At 35.1% G+C, this 20,529-nt stretch carries 21 protein-coding genes; all 21 read right to left on the bottom strand.

What is annotated here, in order from left to right; all coding sequences use genetic code 11:
* Positions 1–11: 11 nt before the first annotated feature.
* Positions 12–752 carry a class I SAM-dependent methyltransferase gene (locus tag VK161_RS04295; protein WP_324213527.1) on the bottom strand — a complete coding sequence of 247 codons (741 nt, stop codon included), beginning with the start codon at positions 750–752 and terminating at the stop codon, positions 12–14.
* Between the two features lie 9 nt (positions 753–761).
* Complete coding sequence (locus tag VK161_RS04290; protein WP_324213526.1) at positions 762–1,568, bottom strand: class I SAM-dependent methyltransferase; 807 nt, start codon at positions 1,566–1,568, stop codon at positions 762–764.
* A gap of 119 nt (positions 1,569–1,687) precedes the next feature.
* A complete protein-coding gene (locus tag VK161_RS04285; protein ID WP_324213525.1) occupies positions 1,688–2,776 on the bottom strand; it encodes a lipid II:glycine glycyltransferase FemX in 1,089 nt (362 codons plus the stop codon).
* A 27-nt stretch (positions 2,777–2,803) separates the two neighbouring features.
* Complete coding sequence (locus VK161_RS04280; RefSeq protein WP_324213524.1) at positions 2,804–3,550, bottom strand: class I SAM-dependent methyltransferase; 747 nt, start codon at positions 3,548–3,550, stop codon at positions 2,804–2,806.
* Positions 3,551–3,663: 113 nt separating this feature from the next.
* Positions 3,664–5,271 (bottom strand): hypothetical protein, encoded by a 1,608-nt coding sequence (locus tag VK161_RS04275; RefSeq protein ID WP_324213523.1) that lies wholly within the window; start codon positions 5,269–5,271, stop codon positions 3,664–3,666.
* On the bottom strand, positions 5,272–6,165 hold the full coding sequence (locus VK161_RS04270) for a hypothetical protein (protein ID WP_324213522.1): 894 nt from the start codon (positions 6,163–6,165) through the stop codon (positions 5,272–5,274). It lies immediately after the preceding gene.
* A 2-nt stretch (positions 6,166–6,167) separates the two neighbouring features.
* On the bottom strand, positions 6,168–7,595 hold the full coding sequence (locus VK161_RS04265; protein ID WP_324213521.1) for an MBOAT family O-acyltransferase: 1,428 nt from the start codon (positions 7,593–7,595) through the stop codon (positions 6,168–6,170).
* 15 nt (positions 7,596–7,610) lie between these two features.
* Positions 7,611–8,444, bottom strand: a complete 834-nt coding sequence (locus VK161_RS04260) for a GNAT family N-acetyltransferase (RefSeq protein ID WP_324213520.1) — start codon at positions 8,442–8,444, stop codon at positions 7,611–7,613.
* Entirely contained in the window at positions 8,441–9,361 is a 921-nt protein-coding gene (locus VK161_RS04255; RefSeq protein WP_324213519.1) for a polysaccharide deacetylase family protein, read from the bottom strand. Before VK161_RS04255 ends, VK161_RS04260 begins: the two co-directional genes overlap by 4 nt.
* Positions 9,362–9,370: 9 nt before the next feature.
* Complete coding sequence (gene neuC / locus VK161_RS04250) at positions 9,371–10,492, bottom strand: UDP-N-acetylglucosamine 2-epimerase (protein ID WP_324213518.1); 1,122 nt, start codon at positions 10,490–10,492, stop codon at positions 9,371–9,373.
* On the bottom strand, positions 10,492–11,151 hold the full coding sequence (locus tag VK161_RS04245; protein ID WP_324213517.1) for a TylF/MycF/NovP-related O-methyltransferase: 660 nt from the start codon (positions 11,149–11,151) through the stop codon (positions 10,492–10,494). The genes neuC and VK161_RS04245 overlap by 1 nt, the downstream gene beginning before the upstream one ends.
* Positions 11,151–12,194: an N-acetylneuraminate synthase family protein gene (locus tag VK161_RS04240; RefSeq protein WP_324213516.1), complete on the bottom strand. Its 1,044-nt coding sequence runs from the start codon at positions 12,192–12,194 to the stop codon at positions 11,151–11,153. Before VK161_RS04240 ends, VK161_RS04245 begins: the two co-directional genes overlap by 1 nt.
* A gap of 17 nt (positions 12,195–12,211) precedes the next feature.
* The gene (locus VK161_RS04235; protein WP_324213515.1) at positions 12,212–12,883 is read right to left on the bottom strand and encodes an acylneuraminate cytidylyltransferase family protein; all 672 of its coding nucleotides are present in this window, start codon (positions 12,881–12,883) and stop codon (positions 12,212–12,214) included.
* Positions 12,870–13,868 carry a glycosyltransferase family A protein gene (locus VK161_RS04230; protein WP_324213514.1) on the bottom strand — a complete coding sequence of 333 codons (999 nt, stop codon included), beginning with the start codon at positions 13,866–13,868 and terminating at the stop codon, positions 12,870–12,872. Before VK161_RS04230 ends, VK161_RS04235 begins: the two co-directional genes overlap by 14 nt.
* Positions 13,869–14,510, bottom strand: coding sequence for a CatB-related O-acetyltransferase (locus VK161_RS04225; RefSeq protein WP_324213513.1), 642 nt, complete (start codon positions 14,508–14,510; stop codon positions 13,869–13,871).
* Positions 14,510–15,529 (bottom strand): glycosyltransferase family 2 protein, encoded by a 1,020-nt coding sequence (locus VK161_RS04220; protein ID WP_324213512.1) that lies wholly within the window; start codon positions 15,527–15,529, stop codon positions 14,510–14,512. Before VK161_RS04220 ends, VK161_RS04225 begins: the two co-directional genes overlap by 1 nt.
* 111 nt (positions 15,530–15,640) lie before the next feature.
* Positions 15,641–16,798 (bottom strand): glycosyltransferase, encoded by a 1,158-nt coding sequence (locus tag VK161_RS04215; RefSeq protein WP_324213511.1) that lies wholly within the window; start codon positions 16,796–16,798, stop codon positions 15,641–15,643.
* Between the two features lie 28 nt (positions 16,799–16,826).
* The gene (locus VK161_RS04210) at positions 16,827–17,825 is read right to left on the bottom strand and encodes a glycosyltransferase family 2 protein (RefSeq protein WP_324213510.1); all 999 of its coding nucleotides are present in this window, start codon (positions 17,823–17,825) and stop codon (positions 16,827–16,829) included.
* Between the two features lie 3 nt (positions 17,826–17,828).
* On the bottom strand, positions 17,829–18,641 hold the full coding sequence (locus tag VK161_RS04205; RefSeq protein WP_324213509.1) for an FkbM family methyltransferase: 813 nt from the start codon (positions 18,639–18,641) through the stop codon (positions 17,829–17,831).
* Between the two features lie 9 nt (positions 18,642–18,650).
* On the bottom strand, positions 18,651–19,178 hold the full coding sequence (locus VK161_RS04200; protein WP_324213508.1) for an acyltransferase: 528 nt from the start codon (positions 19,176–19,178) through the stop codon (positions 18,651–18,653).
* Positions 19,163–20,389, bottom strand: a complete 1,227-nt coding sequence (locus VK161_RS04195) for an ABC transporter ATP-binding protein (protein ID WP_324213507.1) — start codon at positions 20,387–20,389, stop codon at positions 19,163–19,165. The genes VK161_RS04200 and VK161_RS04195 overlap by 16 nt, the downstream gene beginning before the upstream one ends.
* Positions 20,390–20,529 lie beyond the last annotated feature (140 nt).

The raw sequence follows: 20,529 nt of genomic DNA, 5'->3' as shown, positions 1-20,529 counted from the left end.
TGTAATTCCCTTTATTTTTGTGCGATAAAAATTAAGTTGTTATAGCCCGTTTTTCGATTATAAGTAAGTCCGATTAAGCGATAATATTCTTCTAGCGAATAAACATCTATACTTTTAAAACCAGCATTTTTGATGTCGTTATGAAGGTCTTTTTTAGAATAATAATAACCCGGAACCTTATAGCCGTTATAACCTGTATTTCGGTAGCCAACTTTATCACCATAATAAAAAGAAAGAAGGTTTCGAAGTTTAAAATAAGCTGTTTTCAGAAAAGTTCCTTCTTGATTATGAACGGTACCAATTAAAACCCCGTTGGGTTTTGCTATTTGATATGAATTTTTGAAAATTGCCAGTCGATCGTTTTTTTCAACCACATAGGTCAACATACTATTTAGAATGGTCACTAAATCGAACTCATTATAAACATTGTTGAAGTCTTTAGCATCCATAACTAAAGTTTGTGTAATCGAATCAAGCTTCCATTCTTTTAGGTTTTCATCGCATTTAGTAATCATATTTTCTGCGATATCGGAGGCGACAATACGATTAGGCTCAAAAAATTCAGCAATTGATTCTATTTCTCTTCCAGTTCCGCATCCAAAAATTTTAATGCTTTTGATTCCGCCAAAAGAAGCAAATCGTTCTTTGGCTTTTTCGAACATGAACATTTCAAAATCAGTTGCTTTCTTTATTTTGTCTTGAACATCAATTACATTATCAATTTCCCAGAACTCTTTGTTTTGAACCTTCATTGTAGAAATTTATTTTTTTTGCATCAGCATTGTTACGTGCATACATGAAAAGAGACGTGATAATGAAGTTGATGATTTCTCCCAATCTTCTTTGTGCCATTTTTTTCCAATTTCAATTCGTTTTTCTTCCGACATTGGTAAGAATCCGAGTAAGAAAAACCATTTTGATTTTCCTAGTAAACCTCTACGCTCAATAATGTTGAAACTGTTTTGAAACTGATAAAAAGTTTTACGAGTAAACGGCCATTCCCAATCTGCATCCGACTGAAACGGACGGTAAATTGCTCTAATTATTTTAATTGGCAAACTCGTTTCTAACGGATCATAACTAACTATGTGTGCATTTGGAGCCATTTTTTCATTCAATCGATTGATTAAAACTGTCGGACTTTGAAAATGGTGTAACACGCCGTATGCATAGACTAAATCGAAGTCGCTTTCATCAAAATCATCCGATAAAAAATCTACCGAAAGTGCTTTGGCCGTTGGAATGTGCTCTAATTTTTTGTTCAATTTTTCAATGGCAACATCGCTCAAATCAACTCCAACGTATTGTTTTGAATTTTCAGCCAAATACAACGTTAAATTGTTTCCAGAAAAACAACCTAAGTCCAATACCTTTTTGTTCGACAAATCACCAAACCATTGTTTGTGAAGACTGTACGATTCATCAAGAATACCAATATTTCTTCTGATTTTTTTTAGGGTTTTCTCTCTAACAGAAGACCACAATTTAGTGGCAAAATTCTTCTTTTTAGTGTTGTAAAACTCTTTTTGCTTCAGATTGGTTTCAATTATTTCTTCTTTTGATTTCATCTTTTTACTATTGTTGACTAGTGAATTTGGGTTGTTCGCAAAGTTAGTATTTTATTGCAGTTTTTAAAGTTTTATTTGATTGATATTCAAATTTAATACAACCTATTTTCAATCCAATTCTAAGGTTTTAACTTATTTAAATATTTGAGTACAACAGAAACTTTCTTTTTATTCTTTCTGAAAAAAGTATCTAAGTACAAATAAATTTTAAACATAAAGGGCTTGAAAACCCAGTAATGTTGCCCGTTTTGAAAGAGTTCTTTGTTGGTAACAAACTTGCTTTTAAAATTCAGAACTCCGGTTGAACCACCAAGTGAAATATTGTAACCATCGGCTTTGATGGAACGTGAATACTTAATGGCTTCCCATTGCAGAAATTCGCCCGTGAGCAAATCGGGTTTTTCTTTGCTTGAAGCACCCAACATGTAGGTGTAAAAATTTCCACCCCAAACCAACATAATGGATCCTTTTATGACACCGTTCAAATAAACCGCCATAAAAACGGTTTTACATTCTGCCATTAATTTTAATATGGTCTTATTGAAATCGCTCCACGATCGAATTGGATAACCCGAAGTATCTGCATTAAATTTGAAAAAATCATATACTTCTTTTAAACCGTTTTCATCCGTAATCATCTTAAATTCAAGACCTTTTCTTTGGGATGCTCTAATGTCACGACGAACGTTGGTTCGCAATGATTCTAAAAAATCATCGTCGGTTTCAAACTTATTAAAATCCACCCAGTTCAAACCATCGGGTGTGTATACGAACTTAAATTTAATTCCTTTTGACGCATCGTTCAACGCCTTCAATGGCAGAACCGAATTATAACCATGACTTGAAGCGACGCTATCCGAAAGGAAAAAAGGTAAATTAACGTGAGCGTAACAACAACCTATTTCTTTAGCTCTGTCTTTTACTTTTTGAACCAAATTATTGAGTTGTTCCTCATCATCCACTTTCAAAACCGGACCATTGGAAACGATGTAGAATTTAAAAAACAAAAAATGAGCGATTACAGCTCCAAATCCACCCAAAATTTCACCATCTTCTTCAACTACAAAAATCTCGTATGAAAATCCGTACGACGAATACGAATCCAACCAATGCGACAACTGCAAATGACTTCCACGGTTGTGAGTAATGTGAAACTGATTCCACTTCTCAATCCAATGTTGCTCTTTTGTAAAAAAGGAATTTGTCATGCTTGTGTTTTAATCAAAGGAAAACGACTATTTAGTAGCAAAAAAGACTAAGTTGTTGTAGCCTTTTAATCGGTTGTAGGGTTGGTTTGTTTCTTTGTACAATTCAGACAACGATTTGATTTCGACATTCTTAAATCCGTTATCTTGTAAATGTTCTAGCAAATCTTTTTTAGAAAAATAATAGCCTGGAACATCAAATCCGTAAAAACCAGCCGTTCGGTTTCCAACTTCATTTTTCAAAAAAGGTTTTAGTAATCTTCTCAATAAAAAATAAGCTGTTTTTTGGGGCGTTCCTACTTGATTGTGCACTACTCCAACCAAGCAACCGTTGGGTTTTAAAATATCATACGACGTTTTAAAAACGGCGTAGCGATCGGCTTTTTTACTGATGTACGTGAGTGTACAACTCATCAAAGTGACTAACTCGTAGCTCTCTTGGGTGTCGGTATACTTAGTTGCATCGGCAATTCCGAGTGTTACTCTGTCTTGAAAACCCCATTCTTGCACATTCACTTCGGCTTTGCGAATCATATTTTCAGCAATATCAGTCGCCACAATTTTTTCAGGCGAAAGCGTTGCTATGATTCCGTTGAGTTCTCTTCCTGTTCCACAACCAAATGATTTGGCTTTCTTGACGGTAATTTTCATTTGAGAAAAATACTGCTGCGCCTTTTCGTACAAATACATTTCATAGTCGGAAGTACTGGTCATGTGTTTATCTTGCGAATGAATCACATCTTCTCTTTCCCAAAAATCTTTGTTTTCAATTTTCATTTTTACCGTTTTGATTGCGCTTGTAAAACGAGTGCCAAAATAACTAATTTATTTAGAAAAAACGGCTTTCTAAAGCAATAAAAACAAAACTTTTTAAGGTAATTCTAGTCGAATTAGGTTAGGGAACGAAATGCAATTTCGGAAGTGTTTTTGCAGTAAATTGCTCCATTTTCATCCACATCGAATACTGCGTTTTGGAAGTGTTCAAAATGATGAAGTAATTGGGATAAAGTCGGATTCCAAATGGATTTTTGATTGATTTTTTCAGATAAATAGTTAAAATTGGTAACTACTTCTGCGTTCAATGTTTTATCAGAGTTAATTAATTTACCTGAGTAGTGATTCATATTCACCGAAAAATACGTGTGAGCAATGAATAAACCAGATTGTTCCACCAATAAATCGATATTTTCTTTGCACAATGCTCTTTTAAAATCGACCATTTCGATGGTTTGAAAAACATACAATTCTTTTTCCGAAATCTGATGCTTAAAGAAAATCGGACTGTATTTTGCCATTTTAAAAGTCTTATTCTTAGCTGAATTCCATTGAAACAAAACTTTTAGAAGCATAAGTAGTACAGGAAAAATGTTCTTTATGAATCCGAAAACAGCACTGATTTGTTTCTTTTTTACAACTGCTTTTGCAAAAGCCAATGCATCGATGTAATTGCGCACTCTAAACTCGTCATTATCATAGTGAAAAATGATGTTTTTAACCAGCAAAACCATTCGCTTGATAAAAGGCTGATTTTGAATTGAGCGATAGTAATTATTGAGCGTAAACTGAGTCGAATCGAGTTGATTGATGGTTCCGATTGTGGCATTTCCGGCGTCGATGTAATTCCACAACACTTCAATTCCTTTAGACGAAATCACTGATTCGTACTCACTTTTCGAAATCATATTGTTTTCAAATAGCGTAAAATTATACGGTTGAAATCCGTGATCAATCCACACTTTAGCATTGGGAAAAGGTGGTTGAAATTGCCTAAATTCAGCCATTGCTTCACTCTTCTCTCGGATGGATTGTGTAAGCGAATGATAGCACATTTCGTGTTGATCGTTTTCCCATAATTGCAATTCGGCTGTCTCATTTTCAAACGAAGCATTATCCTCTCTTTTGGAAAAATGATGTGTAAAAAAACCTTTGGTGGTTTTAAGGTTGATTTTATTAAAAAATTCCCGTTGGATTTTTAAATTTTCAGCTGTATCGTAATCGCAATGATCGGTAAAACATGCAATTGCCGAAAACGGAATCGCAGAACGACTCAACTCAACTGCATTTAGTTTTGAAAATAACAAAGCAAGTGATTCAGTAAAATGTTGTTTGGTTTGTGCCGAAATGATTTTTTTGGTATTAATTTCTCCTGAATATTGAGTGATTGGATGTGCGAATTCGGGGTTGAATCGCCACAACAAAACATTTTTTTGCTTGGCATCAATTTCCCAAATTCCGTTATTGACATTGGCTTGCACAAATGTGCCGTTTTCCAATTGGATGATTTTAGGGCAAAACCAATTCGCTATTCTATTTTGATTGACATCAACCCATTTATAATCGTGATTGCGGAACTTTTTAATTGGTTTTTCAAAAGTAATTTCAACATCAAATGAAGAAGAATCAGTAGCAACATTCACTATCACTTTCGATTGATTACTGAGATCAAAGTCGATTGATTTTCTTTCGTTAGCTACAATGATGTAAATCGATTGAATCATTTATTTTGAATTGAAATACGATTGAAATTGGGTTGCAAAAAGTGCCGAAGCTGCTTTTCTTCCCAAATAATTGACGTGAATGTTGTCGTAAAAATACAATTTATCCTTTAGAGCCGAAGCATGATTGATAAAAGGATAAGATGAATTGGTATTGACCACATTCGTCTTGTAAATCGGAGCTTGATAAATAATTAATCGAGTGTTGTTTTCCTTGCACAAATCACTGATTTTTTGAACGTAAGGATTTTTCCAATTTAATGCAATGCTCTCGATTTGCTTTTCTGGAACTTCGGCTGTTTCGGGGTAAAAATAGTTACCATTTTCGTCAAAACGATTCTTTTTATTGGGTCGAATAGCAGCGATTAAAGACGGATAAAACACTTCTGTATTGTAATAACACACACCAATGGCCGGAATGTATTGGGACAGCATCAACGGTTTGAAATAACCTTCTTCACAATTTTGATAATAGTCTGAAACATAGTCGTTAGAAACAAAAGGTAAAAATCGGTAATCATTGTCGTTCAAAACCGGGTGTTCAATAGCCAAATCCCAATGACTTAAAGCCAAAACACAAAATTGAGTTTTCTTTCCTTGTTTGAAAAAATGGTTAAGCATCAAATAATTCGAACTGATAGCCGTATCGTCAATACTTAGATTGATTCCTTTTTTGTTTGTAAGACTATCGATTAGTTTGGTATCCAAAGTAGTTAAACCAATGCTCGAACCAATAACTACATAATCAAATTGGGTTTGTTTGACTTCATGCGTGAGAAAGCTGGGTTTGTAAAACGATGAATTCCGCAAGAAATACAAATTGAGCCAAGCGATTGCATTGATGAGGATGAACAAAATCAATCCGTATTTTAGAATATGCAGTAGAAACTTTTTCATAATTAGAATTGAAAGTAAATAAAACTCATCTGATTGCGGTACGTTCCCATACAAAACAACAGAAAAACTAAAAAAGCTACCGTGTATTTATTCAAAATCACCTCGTTGCGATGTTGAGTTACATTACGCCATTCGATGAAAATCAATAGTCCAATTGAAATCAAACAAATCATTGTCAGTAAAGCATATTTGGCGTTTTTATAGAAATACTTCGGATTCCATTCGCTCACATCAAACATTCCCGAAAGATATTGAAACGCTGCTGACAAACTATCGGCTCTAAAAAATATCCACGCCAATGATACTACTACAAAAGTAGTTATGATTTTTAGATACGCTTTCGCGGAAAAACTACTGTCGGCTAAACTCGTTCTATTTTTATTTGAAAGTAAGAGCGGAATGAACAACAGCGAATGCAGTAAACCCCAAAAAATGAACGTCCAATTGGCACCGTGCCAAAATCCGCTTAATAGAAAAATGACGAATACATTGCGAAGTTGCTTGGTTTTACTGCCTTGACTTCCACCGAGCGGAATGTACACATAATCGCGAAACCACGACGAAAGTGAAATGTGCCAACGCCGCCAGAAATCGGCTATATCTCTTGAAAAATATGGGAAATTGAAATTGCGCAGTAAGTCAATTCCGAAAAGCTTAGATGTTCCTAAAGCAATGTCAGAATAACCACTAAAATCGCCGTAAATCTGGAACGAAAAGAAGATCATTCCCAACCACAATTCGGAACTGGAATGTGTCGCTGAATTTTCAAAAATTTGATTGACAAAAAAAGCGCAATTATCAGCTACAACTACTTTTTTAAACAAACCCCAAATGATTTGTTTGACACCTTGAATGGCTTGTGAGTAATTGAATTGACGTTGCTTTTTAATTTGTGGTAGTAAATGCGTGGCGCGTTCGATTGGACCTGCAACCAAAAGCGGAAAATAACTCACAAAAAGCGAATAGGTTACGATATTGCGTTCGGGCGTAATGCGGTTTTTATAGATATCGATGACGTAGGACAAACCGTGAAAGGTGTAGAATGAAATTCCGACTGGAAGTATAACTTCTAACGTCCAAAAACTAGCGTGAAAGCCTATTTTTTCTAATGCAGCCGCCAATGATTCGGCGAAGAAATTGTAGTATTTAAATACACCCAAAAACCCAAGGTTGATTCCGACGCTGAGCCAAAACCAGAACTTTTTATTGTGCTCATTAGAAGCATCATGCATTTTTAAACCCGTAAAATAATCCAATGCGGTTGAAAAAATTAACAGAAATAAAAACCGCCAATCCCAACACGCATAAAAAAAGTAGCTAGACACCAACAACAAAATATTTTGCCATTGCAAACTACGTTTATTTACCATCCAGTAAATGGCAAAAACAACGGGAAGAAAAAGCAAAAACGATAGGGAGTTGAAGAGCATTTTATATTTTTAAAGTTACAGACTACCTATTCTGCCGTGATCAGAATACGAACGATGAACTATAAATTCATTGCTCAAAGGTTGTTCTGACAAAAATGTTATGTCGCAAAAGTAGTTTTCTTCAATTGGATTTAAACGCCATGGAACAACCGATTTAAAATCGAGAACCCAACCGTTTTTTTCTAAATTTCGGGTTTTCAAATCGTTCCAAGAAGTGATATAATCCAGCCAATTGTAGCCGATTTCCCACGCTTGATTTTCTAGTTGTTCTAGATTTTCAATATCAACAATTCGCAAACCACCAACATTTTCCTGACTTACAGCTCGCGAACCATCTTTTAAGACAATTCCTTTTAATGAAGGTTGTTGAAAATAGTGTGAGTCTTTAACAATTAAATTTTCAACATCAATTGGCAATGATTGACACACATTTTGCATTGTTGCTTCACTAATTTTGGGATTAATTTTTACATAACGTACCAAATCATAATACCGAATCCAACGCATATTTTGATACAAACCCAATCCTGCCGCATTTGCCGCAGTTGCTGCTAAAGGATAATAATTTCGAGCAATAGCGTACAATTTCCCCAGTATTCCTTTTCCTCTGCATTCTTCATCCAAATACACATTAATAATCCAAGCCAAACCGCCACCAAAATTGGCTCCAACATGACCAACAATTGAACCTTGCTCATTGATGCAAATCAGCGAACGACCGTATTGTTTATCTCCATATTGCCACAACCAAAATTCTTTGTTTTGCAATGGATGATTGGCTCTGTAAACTCTACTGAAGAAAAGAAATAACGCATCCCAATCTTCTATTGTTGCTTCACGTGTAATCATAGTTTCTTATAATTTTTTCCACCAGGCAAATCGTTACAATCAAATCGATTGAGTAGTAAATGATTATTATGGTTTGTGTTGACTCCTCTTGTAGTTGTAAAACCCAATTTATAACCTACGTCTTTGGCTATCGTAGCTACTTTTTCTGTACATACCTCTGGCGAACCATAGGGATAGGCTACGATTTCAATTTTGGTATTTGTCAAATTTTCAAAAAATGCCTTTGAATGCTCCAGTTCAAAATGTGTTTCATCAGTTTTTAAGAATCCAACTGGAAAATGATTATGAGTATGACTTCCCAAATAATTCATTTTACTTAATTCAACAATTTGATTTTCGGTCATATACAACTCTTCGACAATTTTATCTTCTATAAAATATTGATCAAAAAGAGTTGCTATCAGTTCTTCTTGAATCTTAAAATCCATTTTAAAATTGAGTAAGTATTTTAACGCTGCACTATCTTTATCGTCATAAATATAAACCGATTGTGCATGTTTAGCATCCGTTTCAGAAAGAGAAATTGTCTGTCCGAATCTTGTAATTTCCTCAATCAATTTTGAAGGAGCCAATTTAGAACGCAATAAGTGAATTTTGTGCACAGTACTCATTCTTTTTTCTTCATAATTTCTTGAGTTAGCAAAAAATACTGCTGGAATTGAAAGCTCATCTAAAATGGGTAGTGCTAATTCGAATTGTTCCTTCAAACCATCATCAAAAGTGACAAAAAAATAATTATCTTTTGATTTGAGAATGTCATCGGTGTAATTGAGTAATTCGGATGGTGTAACACTTTCATATTCATTTTTTAAAAGTTTAAGTTGTTGCTTAAAACCATTGGGAGTCACACCAAAAATACTTGGATAAGGTGTCGAAAAATCTTCTCTGATGTAATGATAATTGCTAATGGTCAGCATAGTTCTATTTTATAAATCCCTAAACTGCTTTTGATGATTTACATTCCAAATGGCTTGATTTTGCAATGAAGCCAAAAACTGCTCAGCGCTGTTTCCTTGACCAAAATCGGAATTGGTTTGCTGAATGGAATGCGAATCGATTACTTTTAGTGCTTCTGAAATGCTTTTTTCGGTGTAATCTACATTGATGATATCGGCATGAAGCGCTCTATTTTGTTGGCGCGTACCAATATTGATAATGGGAATTCCGTAATACGGCGCTTCTCGGATTCCGGCGCTACTGTTTCCGATGATGAACTGCGAATTTTTGAGTAAGGTTAAAAAATACTCAAATCGCAGTGATGGAAACACACGAAAACGTGGATGTTCTTTTAATTTTTGGTATTCGTTGATGATGTATTGGTTTCCCAAATCATTATTAGGAAAAATCACTACATAATTATGAGTATCATTGAGTAAAGCAGCTACAAAATTAGTGGCGTACTCTTTCATTTCATTGACTTCAGTAGTCACAGGATGAAACATAACGATAGCAAATTGTTCAAAACCAATTTGGTAATAGTCTTTTGCCGTTTCTAAACTAGGTAAATCGTCTGAGAACATGATGTCAATATCGGGTGAACCGATGGTATAAATCGACGTTTTCATTTCTCCCATTTGCATCAAACGTTTGGCGGCATCGTCATTGGAGACAAAATGAATGTGACTGAGTTTGGAAACGCTGTGACGAATCAATTCATCTACCGTTCCTGATAATTCTCCTCCTTCAATGTGTGCTACTAAAATATTGTTAAGTGAACCTACTATCGCGCCAGCCAAGGTTTCCACTCGATCGCCGTGAACTACTATCATGTCGGGATTACTCATTTTACAATAGCTCGACAAACCTTCAATGGTTTTGGCCAAGGTTAAATCCATCGTAGTTTCGTGAGTGTGGTTTTCAAATGTATGCACATTTTTGAAGTTGCACCGTTCTATTTCGATTAAAGTATAACCGTATTCCTTTTGCAAATGCATTCCTGTAACAAAAACAAAAACTTCAAAATTGGCATCATTGTCCAGAATTGAAATCAGCGATTTTATTTTTCCAAAATCGGCTCTTGTACCTGTAAGGAATAGGATTTTCTTCATTATTTTACGATGTACGAAATAGCGTGTGAATAGGGTAATTTTTTGACTTCAGCTTTATTTTGAAAGAAATCATCCACGGCTTTATTGGCGCCAGCAAAAGCACCGTAGTCGTCAAAAATGATGACTCCGCCTTTGGTTACTTTATCGTACAATTGCTCCAAAACGTGTTTGGTTGGTTCGTACAAATCGACATCAATGTGCAGCAACGATATTTTCAAATGCGGATTTTTAGCCAAATAATCGTTCAAAGTCACTAAGATATCTCCTTTGATGATGTCAACGTTTTTGTTCAACCCTTGTTTATCTAAAAGTTCGTTGATTTCTTCGTAGGAAATACTTTTTCCACCGTTGGTTTCGGCAACAAAAGCATCTCTTTTTTCTTTATCTTCTTCGAAATGAGCTTCGGGAAAATCACCAAAAATATCAAATCCGATTACTTTTCGGCTGTTGGTTTGTTCGAGTAAATCTCTGAATTTAATCCAACGAAAGAACGAATTCCCTTTGAAAATTCCGAATTCAACAATTTCACCTCTAACGGTTGATGTTTGCTTGAAGAGTTCTAGATGCGTGATGAATTTACTAAAACGCGATGGATCGGCTGTGGCGTAAAATCCGTTTTCGTACTCAAATTTTCTACTTAAATCGTATAGGTTTTCCATTATTCAAAATCGTCAAAGGTTAATTGTTCGTCGTTATTAATATCGCGTGTAGCTTTTTTTCCCAGCAAGCTTTCAAAATGTTCTGCCAGAATTTTCCCAGTTCCAGGACGTTTTACCCAAATATTTTCTTTGGTCAATACTTCGCCTTTGGCAATGGATTGTATGGAACAAACCGTTGCAAAAGCAAAATCAATGGTCACTTGTTCTTCTTTGGCTGGCTCTTTAGAACCGCCGCGCATTTGCCAAATTTCGTTGGAACCAACTATCAATTCCGCACACGCATTCTCGTCCATACTGCACACAATATCCGGACCAGTACGTTGCATGTGATCGGTAAAATGGCGCTCTAAAATACTTGCACCCAAAGCAACTGCACCTAAGCAAGCGTTGTTATTTAGAGTATGATCGGAAAGACCAAAAACCTTATCGGGAAAGGCTTCGTGCAATTGAATCATCGCTCCATACCGCACCAGATGAATTGGTGTTGGATACAAATTAGTCGTATGCAACAAAGCGACTGGAATATTGTGCTTGTCGAAAATTTCAACTGCTTTACGAACACTTTCGATGGTGTTCATTCCGGTGCTCAAAATAACAGGTTTCCCAAACAAACAAATGTGTTCTAACAGTGGATAATTATTGCATTCTCCTGAACCAATTTTGTAGGCTGGAATATCAAATTTTTTGAGTCGTTCGGCTGCTGCACGCGAGAAAGGAGTCGATATAAAAATCATCCCTTTACTTTCGACGTAGTTTTTTAATTCGAGTTCATCGGCTTCATTGAGCGAACAACGATCCATGATTTCGTAGATGGAAACATCGGCGTTACCCGGAATTACATTTTTTGCTGCTCCACTCATTTCGTCGGAAACAATGTGCGTTTGGTGTTTGACAACTTCGGCTCCAGCACGATGCGCTGCGTCGACCATTTCTTTGGCTACTTGGAGTGAACCTTCGTGATTGATTCCGATTTCGGCAATGACCAAAGGCGGAAAATCGGGGCCGACTTTTCTTCCTGCAATTTCGATGTAATTTGTATTCATATTCGGTATAAACTCGATTATTTATTTTTATGTAAAAGGTATTCGGCAAAATCAAAATCGTCTTGAGTATCAATATCCACAGCAGCAAAAACGTGATTTACTACATAAGGAAAAGCATCTTCAGAAATGATTGTATGGTTGTTGATGACGTTCACTTTGCTAATATACAACAAACCATTTTCAAAATAAAGTGGTTCTAAATCCTGACTTCGTTGCCCAATTTTATAATTGAACGGAACGAACTGATTGTCATGTATTTTTCCTAATTTGTGATGATTTTGCGAAACGGTAAAAAGTGAATTAGCATTTAATTTTTCGTACTTTTCAAAACAATCTTGCAGTAAATTTATGGGTCTAAGTGGGTTCGTTGGCTGCAACAGAATTACATTTTCAACTTCAAAATCGAGTGACGAAATGACGTGTTGCACCGCAGTAATTGTAGGTTCAAAATCGCCCGAAATTTCACTGGGTCGATTGATGACTTTGGCTCCGAATTGCAATGCAATTGCCTTTATGGAATCATCGTCTGTAGTGACAAAAACATCATCAATTAGGTTTTGATTTTCCTTTGCATACAAAATACTATGTGCCAAAAGCGGAATTCCACCTAACAACAAAATGTTTTTATTAGGCAAGCGTTTGGAACCTCCACGAGCCGGAATTATAGCGATAGTTTTAGCTTTCATCATGTTTTAATTTTTCAAAAAACCGTCTGAATTTAATGATTTTAAAGAATTTCGAGGTGATTGTATTCGTAAAAAAATGAGTCAAAAAAGACAGTTCTTTTGGTTTTTGAAACGGTTTTACATTTGGTGTAGAATTATTTTCTTGAGGCAAATTAGCCTTTTTATCGTACATCCATGGTTCGGGTGAATTTCCCATATGGAAAGCATAATTCGCTAAAGTATTCAAACGCCACAATCCAAATCGGAGCAATTTTTCATCAAAATGCTTTTTCATATCGCCTGCCATTTTGAATTGCGAGCTCTTTTTTACCGATTTAAAGATATCCGATTTATAGGTGGCAACGTAATGTCCGCAGCCTACACACACTTTTAGATTCTCTTTTTGGAGAACAAAATACCTTTTGTTTTTTTCGGCGATGAACTTTTCTTCATTACCTACGCTTTTGTAAAACAGCTGCATTGAATCTTCATCGACCACTTTAGAAAACTTCATTTTTTTGGAAAAGAAGTGACGAAAAAGCACATTCGAAGTTAAAATATAATTGGTTTTTATGGTTGGCGTCAAACCTACAACGCCAGCTTTTGGGAATGCATTAAAAATATCGTAAGTGGCTTGTTGCCAATTGGGTTCAAATAAAACGTCACAATCTGTGATCGTGATGAATTGAAATGAATGTCCCATCATGCCTTTGAGAATGGCGTTGATTTTACCAATATTATCAGTGTGAATGATTTCGTTGATTTTCTTCTGATGGAATAATTCGTCTAAATAACTTTTTACTTCATTGCAACATCCGTTATTGATAACCGAAATGAACGTTTTGGAATGTACTGTTTTAAATACCGATTCAAAATGCAATTTTAGCACATCGAAACTTCCTTTGAAATACTCTTCTTGATTTGGAATATAAACCGGAATTACGATGTGATGAATGAATTCATTTCGTATTAATTTGGTGTCTTTATTTGGATTTAATCCTATTCTCATTTAGTCGTAAATGCTGTTGGCTTCTTCTAAGTTTTTGAAAAAAAGCGGTTTTATTTTGGTCAATTCGGCTTCGGGTAAATTCCACCATTGAAGTTCTTCAATCTCCGAAATAACCTTCTCTGAAAAACGTTTTTTTAGTGGTTTTGCGGGAACACCAGCTACTATTGCATACGGTTCGACGTCTTTGGTTACCACACTTCCTGCGGCAAGAATTGCTCCGTTTCCTATGGTTACATTTCCAACAATAATTACGTTGTGTCCCACCCAAACATCATGACCAATGGTGATGGTATTTTCTTCTTTGAATTGTTTTAATTCGCCATCAAAAAGATTCGAATTAATGTAAGTGGTTAAATGGTGAATTGGATGATTGGTAGCGTGAATGGCAACATCAACACCTAATTGACAATACTTTCCGATGGTAATGTTTCCGCCCAATAGATTATTATAACCCAAAGTGGTGGCATAACCAATATGTATTTTTCCTGAAAAATTACAGCGATCGGGAACGGCATTTTTTCCTTCAAAAGTAACATTCTGTAATCCGCGAGAAAAACCAGAAAGCTTTACCTTTTCTTTTACATCGGGTGCATTCAAAAAGTAAAGTAGAATTTTTTTTATGTAGGTTCGAAATGTTCCCATTATAAATAATTTTTTGATGCTTCATTGGAAAGTCCTTTGTAACGTATGAACCAATTCCAAACTAACGGTTTTACTATGATTCTATTGAAAAAATTTTCTTTACAATAATTCACCCATTTTGTAGCTTTAACCGTTCCTAATTTGGGTTGTTGAAATTCCGTTTCATCCACCATAATTGCTTCTAGAGTTTCTTTCATCCAAGGTTCTTCAACATTTCCCATGTGATAGGCAAAGTTATCTTCTGTTGATAATCGCCAGTAACCTTCATTTACAACTGGTTGATCAAGCAGTACTTCTTCGCTTTCACCACCCAAACTGTATTCCGTAAATCGTTGCAACGAACGGTTAAAAATAACACTTTTATAAGTGGCTACAAAATGTCCGGCTCCAATTACAGCTTTGATGTTGTTCTCAGAAATTGTTAAATAGTTGTCTAAATGGTATTGATTATAAAATTCGGGATTGTTGATACTGTGCGCAAAGCTTTGCATGGCTTTTTTATTTACAACTTTGGTGAATTTTAATTTTTTGCTCCAAAAATTATTCAGAATGACATTGTACGTATATTGTTTTACTACTCTAGACGAAGGCGATGGACAAACGACACCTGCTTTCGGGAAAGACAAAAAAATATCATAAGTGGCTTTTTGCCAGTTATTTACAAACAGAACATCGGCATCTGTTATAGTAATCAAGGGGAAATTTTGCCCTGTAATTCCTTTTAAAACAGCATTTAGTTTACCAATATTATCGGTGTGAATGACTTCGTGAATTTTTTGATTAGTGTGCAAATCAGCAATATAACTTTCCACTTCTTTACAACATCCATTATTGACGATTGTAAAATACGTTTTAGCGTGAGACGTTTTGAATAAAGATTCCAAACAATAACCTAGCAACTTTAAACTGTCTTTAAAATAGCCTTCCTGATTGGGAATGTAAACTGGAATAACTACGTGATGAAAATAGTCACCAATTTCAACGTTCCTATTTTTATTAGGATTTAAGCCTATTCGCATAATTGCTCATCAATTTTGTTTAAGCGACTATCGTAATTGTATTCGGTTAGATAGCGTATAAAAGTAGGATTAAATTTAGAAAAGAGAAACCGAAAATGCAATTATTTGCAGTTAATCATCGTGGGTACATTCAGCCACCAATTGTTGGTATTGATGTGCTATTGCTTTTAGATTGTATTTTTCCAAGTAACGCTGCTTGATGCTTTGCTTTAAATCTAAAATTTCAGTTTCAGACAATGCGCTGATTTGACTAATGGCTGATTGCAGTGAATTTTGATCGTCTACATCAAACCAAAAAGTAGGCAAACCATTTAGTCGTTCTTTCATGGCACCAACATCGGTAGAAATAATAATTTTTCCTGCAGCCATTGCTTCCAAACCTACTAATGGACCCGATTCTTCATATGAAGGAATGATTAAAACATCTATTTTTTCAAAAAAAGAAGCAATTTCATCTGAGTTAATCAAACCTAAATAAGTGCAATTAGTGGCGTTTTTAGTTCTTTGCAAAATCGCTTCCTTTTGCGGACCATTTCCTGCAAAAAGAAAAATGATATTCGTTGAAGAAAAAAAGTCTATTAACGGAAGTATGCCTTTTTCTGGACTAAGTCGTCCGAGGTAACCAAAACGCAATGGAGTTGATGGCTTTTCGGAAACCAACAAAAGAGATTCTTCTGCCATAGCACACTGATCGATTACCCGATACGGTAATTGAATTTGTTGGTTAAGATTTTTAGCATTGGCTTCTGAATGGTGAATAAAAAGCGTTACTTTTTTTAAAAAATCAAAACTATTCTGCTCAACTTGCCTAATTGTTCCTGTTGTTCTCACCAAACACGGAATATTCTTCTGATGACAAAATTCAACTATTTCGGGCAAAAACTTCGAAGTTAGTTGTACACATAAAATGACGCAGTCAGCATCAGACAGTTGATTTTTGATTTCTTTAAGGTACCATTGATCTAAATTGATTAATTTTTTTGTGAGTGAATTATTAACGTAGGCAAAAGGTTCCTTGTTTCCTTTATTGAAGAATTTTGAAAAGCGACTAATCAGTTTGATTACCTTATTTTTAGAGTATAAAATCCGATCCAACGATGTCCATTTTACCTTTGAAACACCTTGTAATGCAAACGAATTTTCAATAATGTACGACATTGACAACACGTTCAAATCGTAGTTATCTTGCAACGATTTGAGAATGATATTGACTTCAATTTCTCTTCCGCCGTAATTTGAAATTGGTCCTGCAATTACAATTTTTTTCATACGTTCAAATTAACATTGATGCCTTTGTTCAGACAAATTTCTTTTTGATTTTATGGAATGGATTCATAATCGTAAGAAAATCAAACAGACGAATAGAAGAAAAATACGATGGCAAGTCTCTCAAATGAAATCCGTTTTTAACGAAATAAAACTTCAAAAAAGTAATGCGGTATTCGTTGAGCTTTTTATTAAAATCATCACGCTTGTAAACCTCAAGCTGATTGTTTTGATATTGAATTTTTTGATACAGTTTCATTACCAATCTAAAATCATGTATAGAACTCACCTCGTTCCATTTAAAGGCTTGTTTAAAGAGTTGAAGGTCAATATTTTCATCGGGCAACAGTACTTGAAACATTCTCAATTGAGCAATGGCTGATGCATTTTTTTGAATATCATTTTTGTAATTTGAAACCTGATTGGCATGTACTCGGTAGTGTAATAGTACTTCTTCGGTATTCATTAATTTTCCTTTAAAAACCAGTCGCGTCCACAAATCATAATCTTCGGCTGGTTCAAATTCTCTATTGTAACTAAGATTGGAAAATGCTTCTTTTCGGAATACTACAGTTGGATGAAAAAAAGCGTTTGAAAAACACAATTTTACTTTTATATCATCATGATTAATTGGATGACGCAATATTTTTTCTGAATCGATGATTTGAATGGCTGTTCCACACATAATCACATCTTCATTGGATTCTAACATTTCAATTTGTCGCTGAAAACGAGTGGGAAAACAGATATCATCGCCATCCATACGAGCAATGTATTTACCCTTTGCGATGGAAATTGCATAATTCAAACTATCAGTGTAACCCGAATTTTTTTCTTTACTAATTAAATTGATACGTTGATCGGAAAACGATTGAATTACTGAAACCGTTGCATCTGTAGAGCAATCATCAATGATGAGTAATTCAAAGTCCGTAAAAGTTTGGTTTAAAACACTTTGCACTGCTTCTGACACAAATTTTTCGCAGTTATACACTGGTAAAATAACCGATATAATTGGCGATTGTGTCATGGTTTATAGCATTGATTTATTAATTCCGATGGTGAGTTCACCCGATTCAAAAAGAAAGAATTGATGGTCTTTTAAAATAGTATGAATGGTTTCACGAATGTTGAATTCATCGTGAATTTCGATAGCAATAATTTGGGTTTTATCTAAAAAAGAGAGGTTATTTTCTTTGGTAAAAATGAACCGCTCTGCGCCTTCAATATCAATTTTTAAAAGTGAAATGTGCTTCAAATCATTAGTACGGATGATTTCATCGATGGTAATTCCTTTGAGCGTCCCATTTTCAACTTCTTTGGTAGTGATGGACCAATCTCTTCCATCTCTAAAATTACTTTCGGTTTCAAAAAATTGATTTTCCTTGTCGCTTAAGGCATTTTGATACAGGGTAATGTTATTTTTATTTTTAAGAAGTGCAACATTTTGCATGAATACTTCTGCATTTTTTTCGGAAGGTTCTATGGCAAAAATTCGAACATTGTCTAAATTAATTGAGAAGTAAGAACTGGTGTAACCCACGTTGGCTCCAGCATCAATGATGATTTTTTCGCCACTGAAATTAGTATTTAACAAGAACGTTTTAAGAATTAGTCCATATTCTTCCTCATTAAAAATTTGTTTGAATACAGAATAATCACTGTGATTTTGATTTCTAATTAGTATTTTGTTGTTGGAAAGCAACTCCACCTGATAAAACAAATCATTGATTTTTTTAAAACTTTTAATTGCGTCATTATTAGCTAACTTCTTTTCAAAAAATTGAATTTCGTTTAGCTTTTTGGATAGAATTATTTTAGCAATCTGCTTTATTTTTTTCTTCATTTTAAAAAATCAATTTCTTTTTTTCAGTTCTTTAGCTGGAACACCTCCAACAACTGTATACGGCTGAACGTCTTTATTTACAACAGCTCCAGCAGCAATTACAGCACCTTTTCCAATCGTAACTCCATCTAAAATTTTACATCCAGTTCCGATCCAAACATCGTCCTCTATGGTAATTCCTTTAGCCGTTACACCTTGTAGGTTAATGGGCGTATTGACGTCTGTATAAACATGATTAGCTGGAATAATTACGGTGTGAGCTGCTATTAAAACATTATTTCCGATTTTCAAATTGCCATGTCCGTACAAAATTGTGTACGGATTTATCGAACATACTGAACCAATTTCAATAGTTCCTCCATAGGTCATAATTAAAACTCCATGCAAAAGTTCACTGTTTTCACCTATGGTTATTGAACCACCAAAACGAGTATCAAACACCACGTTTTCGCACACTTTTACAGAAGGATGCACAAAAACATTTTGGCTTTTTTTGGCAAAAAACAACCTTAAGGTATTTTTTAATTTGCGTACCATTGACATTCAATTTTTACATCACCAACATTACCAGTATAAATTTGATAATCATTATCAAAATCAACTATTTGAATTGGGCAAATATCATTTAAATATTCAAAAACGGTATCCACTGTAAAAGTAGCCACATCAAAACTGTAATTGTTTTTGAGCAACAAATTGGCAGGAATCTCACAAATAACACTATTGGTATTTTCTTTTATCGGGTTTACAGTCGTAAAAATTTTTGCTTTACTCGAATTTAAAACGGCTATTCCCACCATGCATTTACTTTTAATATTGGAAAAGTTGATTTGAATTTTAATGGATTCCGAATGATTTAGCATTTGAAGATTACTCAAAATCTCTACACTTTGAATTCCGTTTACGGGCTTCACTTTTAGATTTTCAAACACCTTAGATTGTTTGAAATTCACTCCATTATTTAGATAGTAATCTACTGATTCGTTTACTTCTCCTTTGAAACCAAGCGTACCATTTTCTAAAACCACACCTCGATTACAAAGTGTTTTCACCGCCGCCATATTGTGACTCACAAACAAAACGGTTCGTCCTTCGCCTTTACTAATGTCGCCCATTTTACCCAAACATTTCTTTTGGAATTCGGCATCACCCACGGCCAGTACTTCGTCTACAATCAGAATTTCACTCTCCAAATGCGCTGCTACTGCAAAAGCCAATCGCACGTACATTCCCGATGAATACCGTTTTACAGGTGTGTCAATGTAACGTTCAACACCCGAAAAATCGATAATCTCGTCCAACTTCCTCGTGATTTCCTTCTTTCTCATTCCCAGTATCGAACCGTTCAAGTAGATGTTTTCTCTTCCAGTCAGTTCGGGATGAAAGCCCGTTCCTACTTCGAGTAAACTCGCAATTCTGCCTCGTACCTTGATTTGACCTGTGGTCGGACTCGTAACTCGTGACAACAATTTCAATAGTGTACTCTTACCTGCACCATTCTTTCCAATAATTCCTACTGCATCGCCTTGATTGACTTCAAAATTGATGTCTTGCAACGACCAAACAATGTTGCTGTCGCCTTTGGTGCTACGGTCGTTGGTTTGACCTATTTTTAGAAAAGGATCTTCCTTACCCAATACTTTGGTGATAAAAAACCGCTCCAAATCTTGCGATATAGTGCCTGTTCCTATCTGTCCAATCTGATAGGCTTTTGAGAGTTCTTCTACTTTTATTATCGGTTGGCTCATTAGATCGTATCTACAAAGTTCTTTTCTGTTTTATTGAATATCAAGATTCCGAAGAATAATATCACTACCGTAACTATAGCCGAATAGCCTACACTCCATGGAGTGAATTCGCCTTTTCCTAAGAACGCAAATCGAAATCC

The sequence above is a fragment of the Flavobacterium sp. genome, assembly GCF_035299245.1.
Lineage (GTDB): Bacteria > Bacteroidota > Bacteroidia > Flavobacteriales > Flavobacteriaceae > Flavobacterium.
The sequence above is the reverse complement of the archived record's forward strand: the minus strand, read 5'-3'. Positions and strand labels throughout refer to the sequence as shown.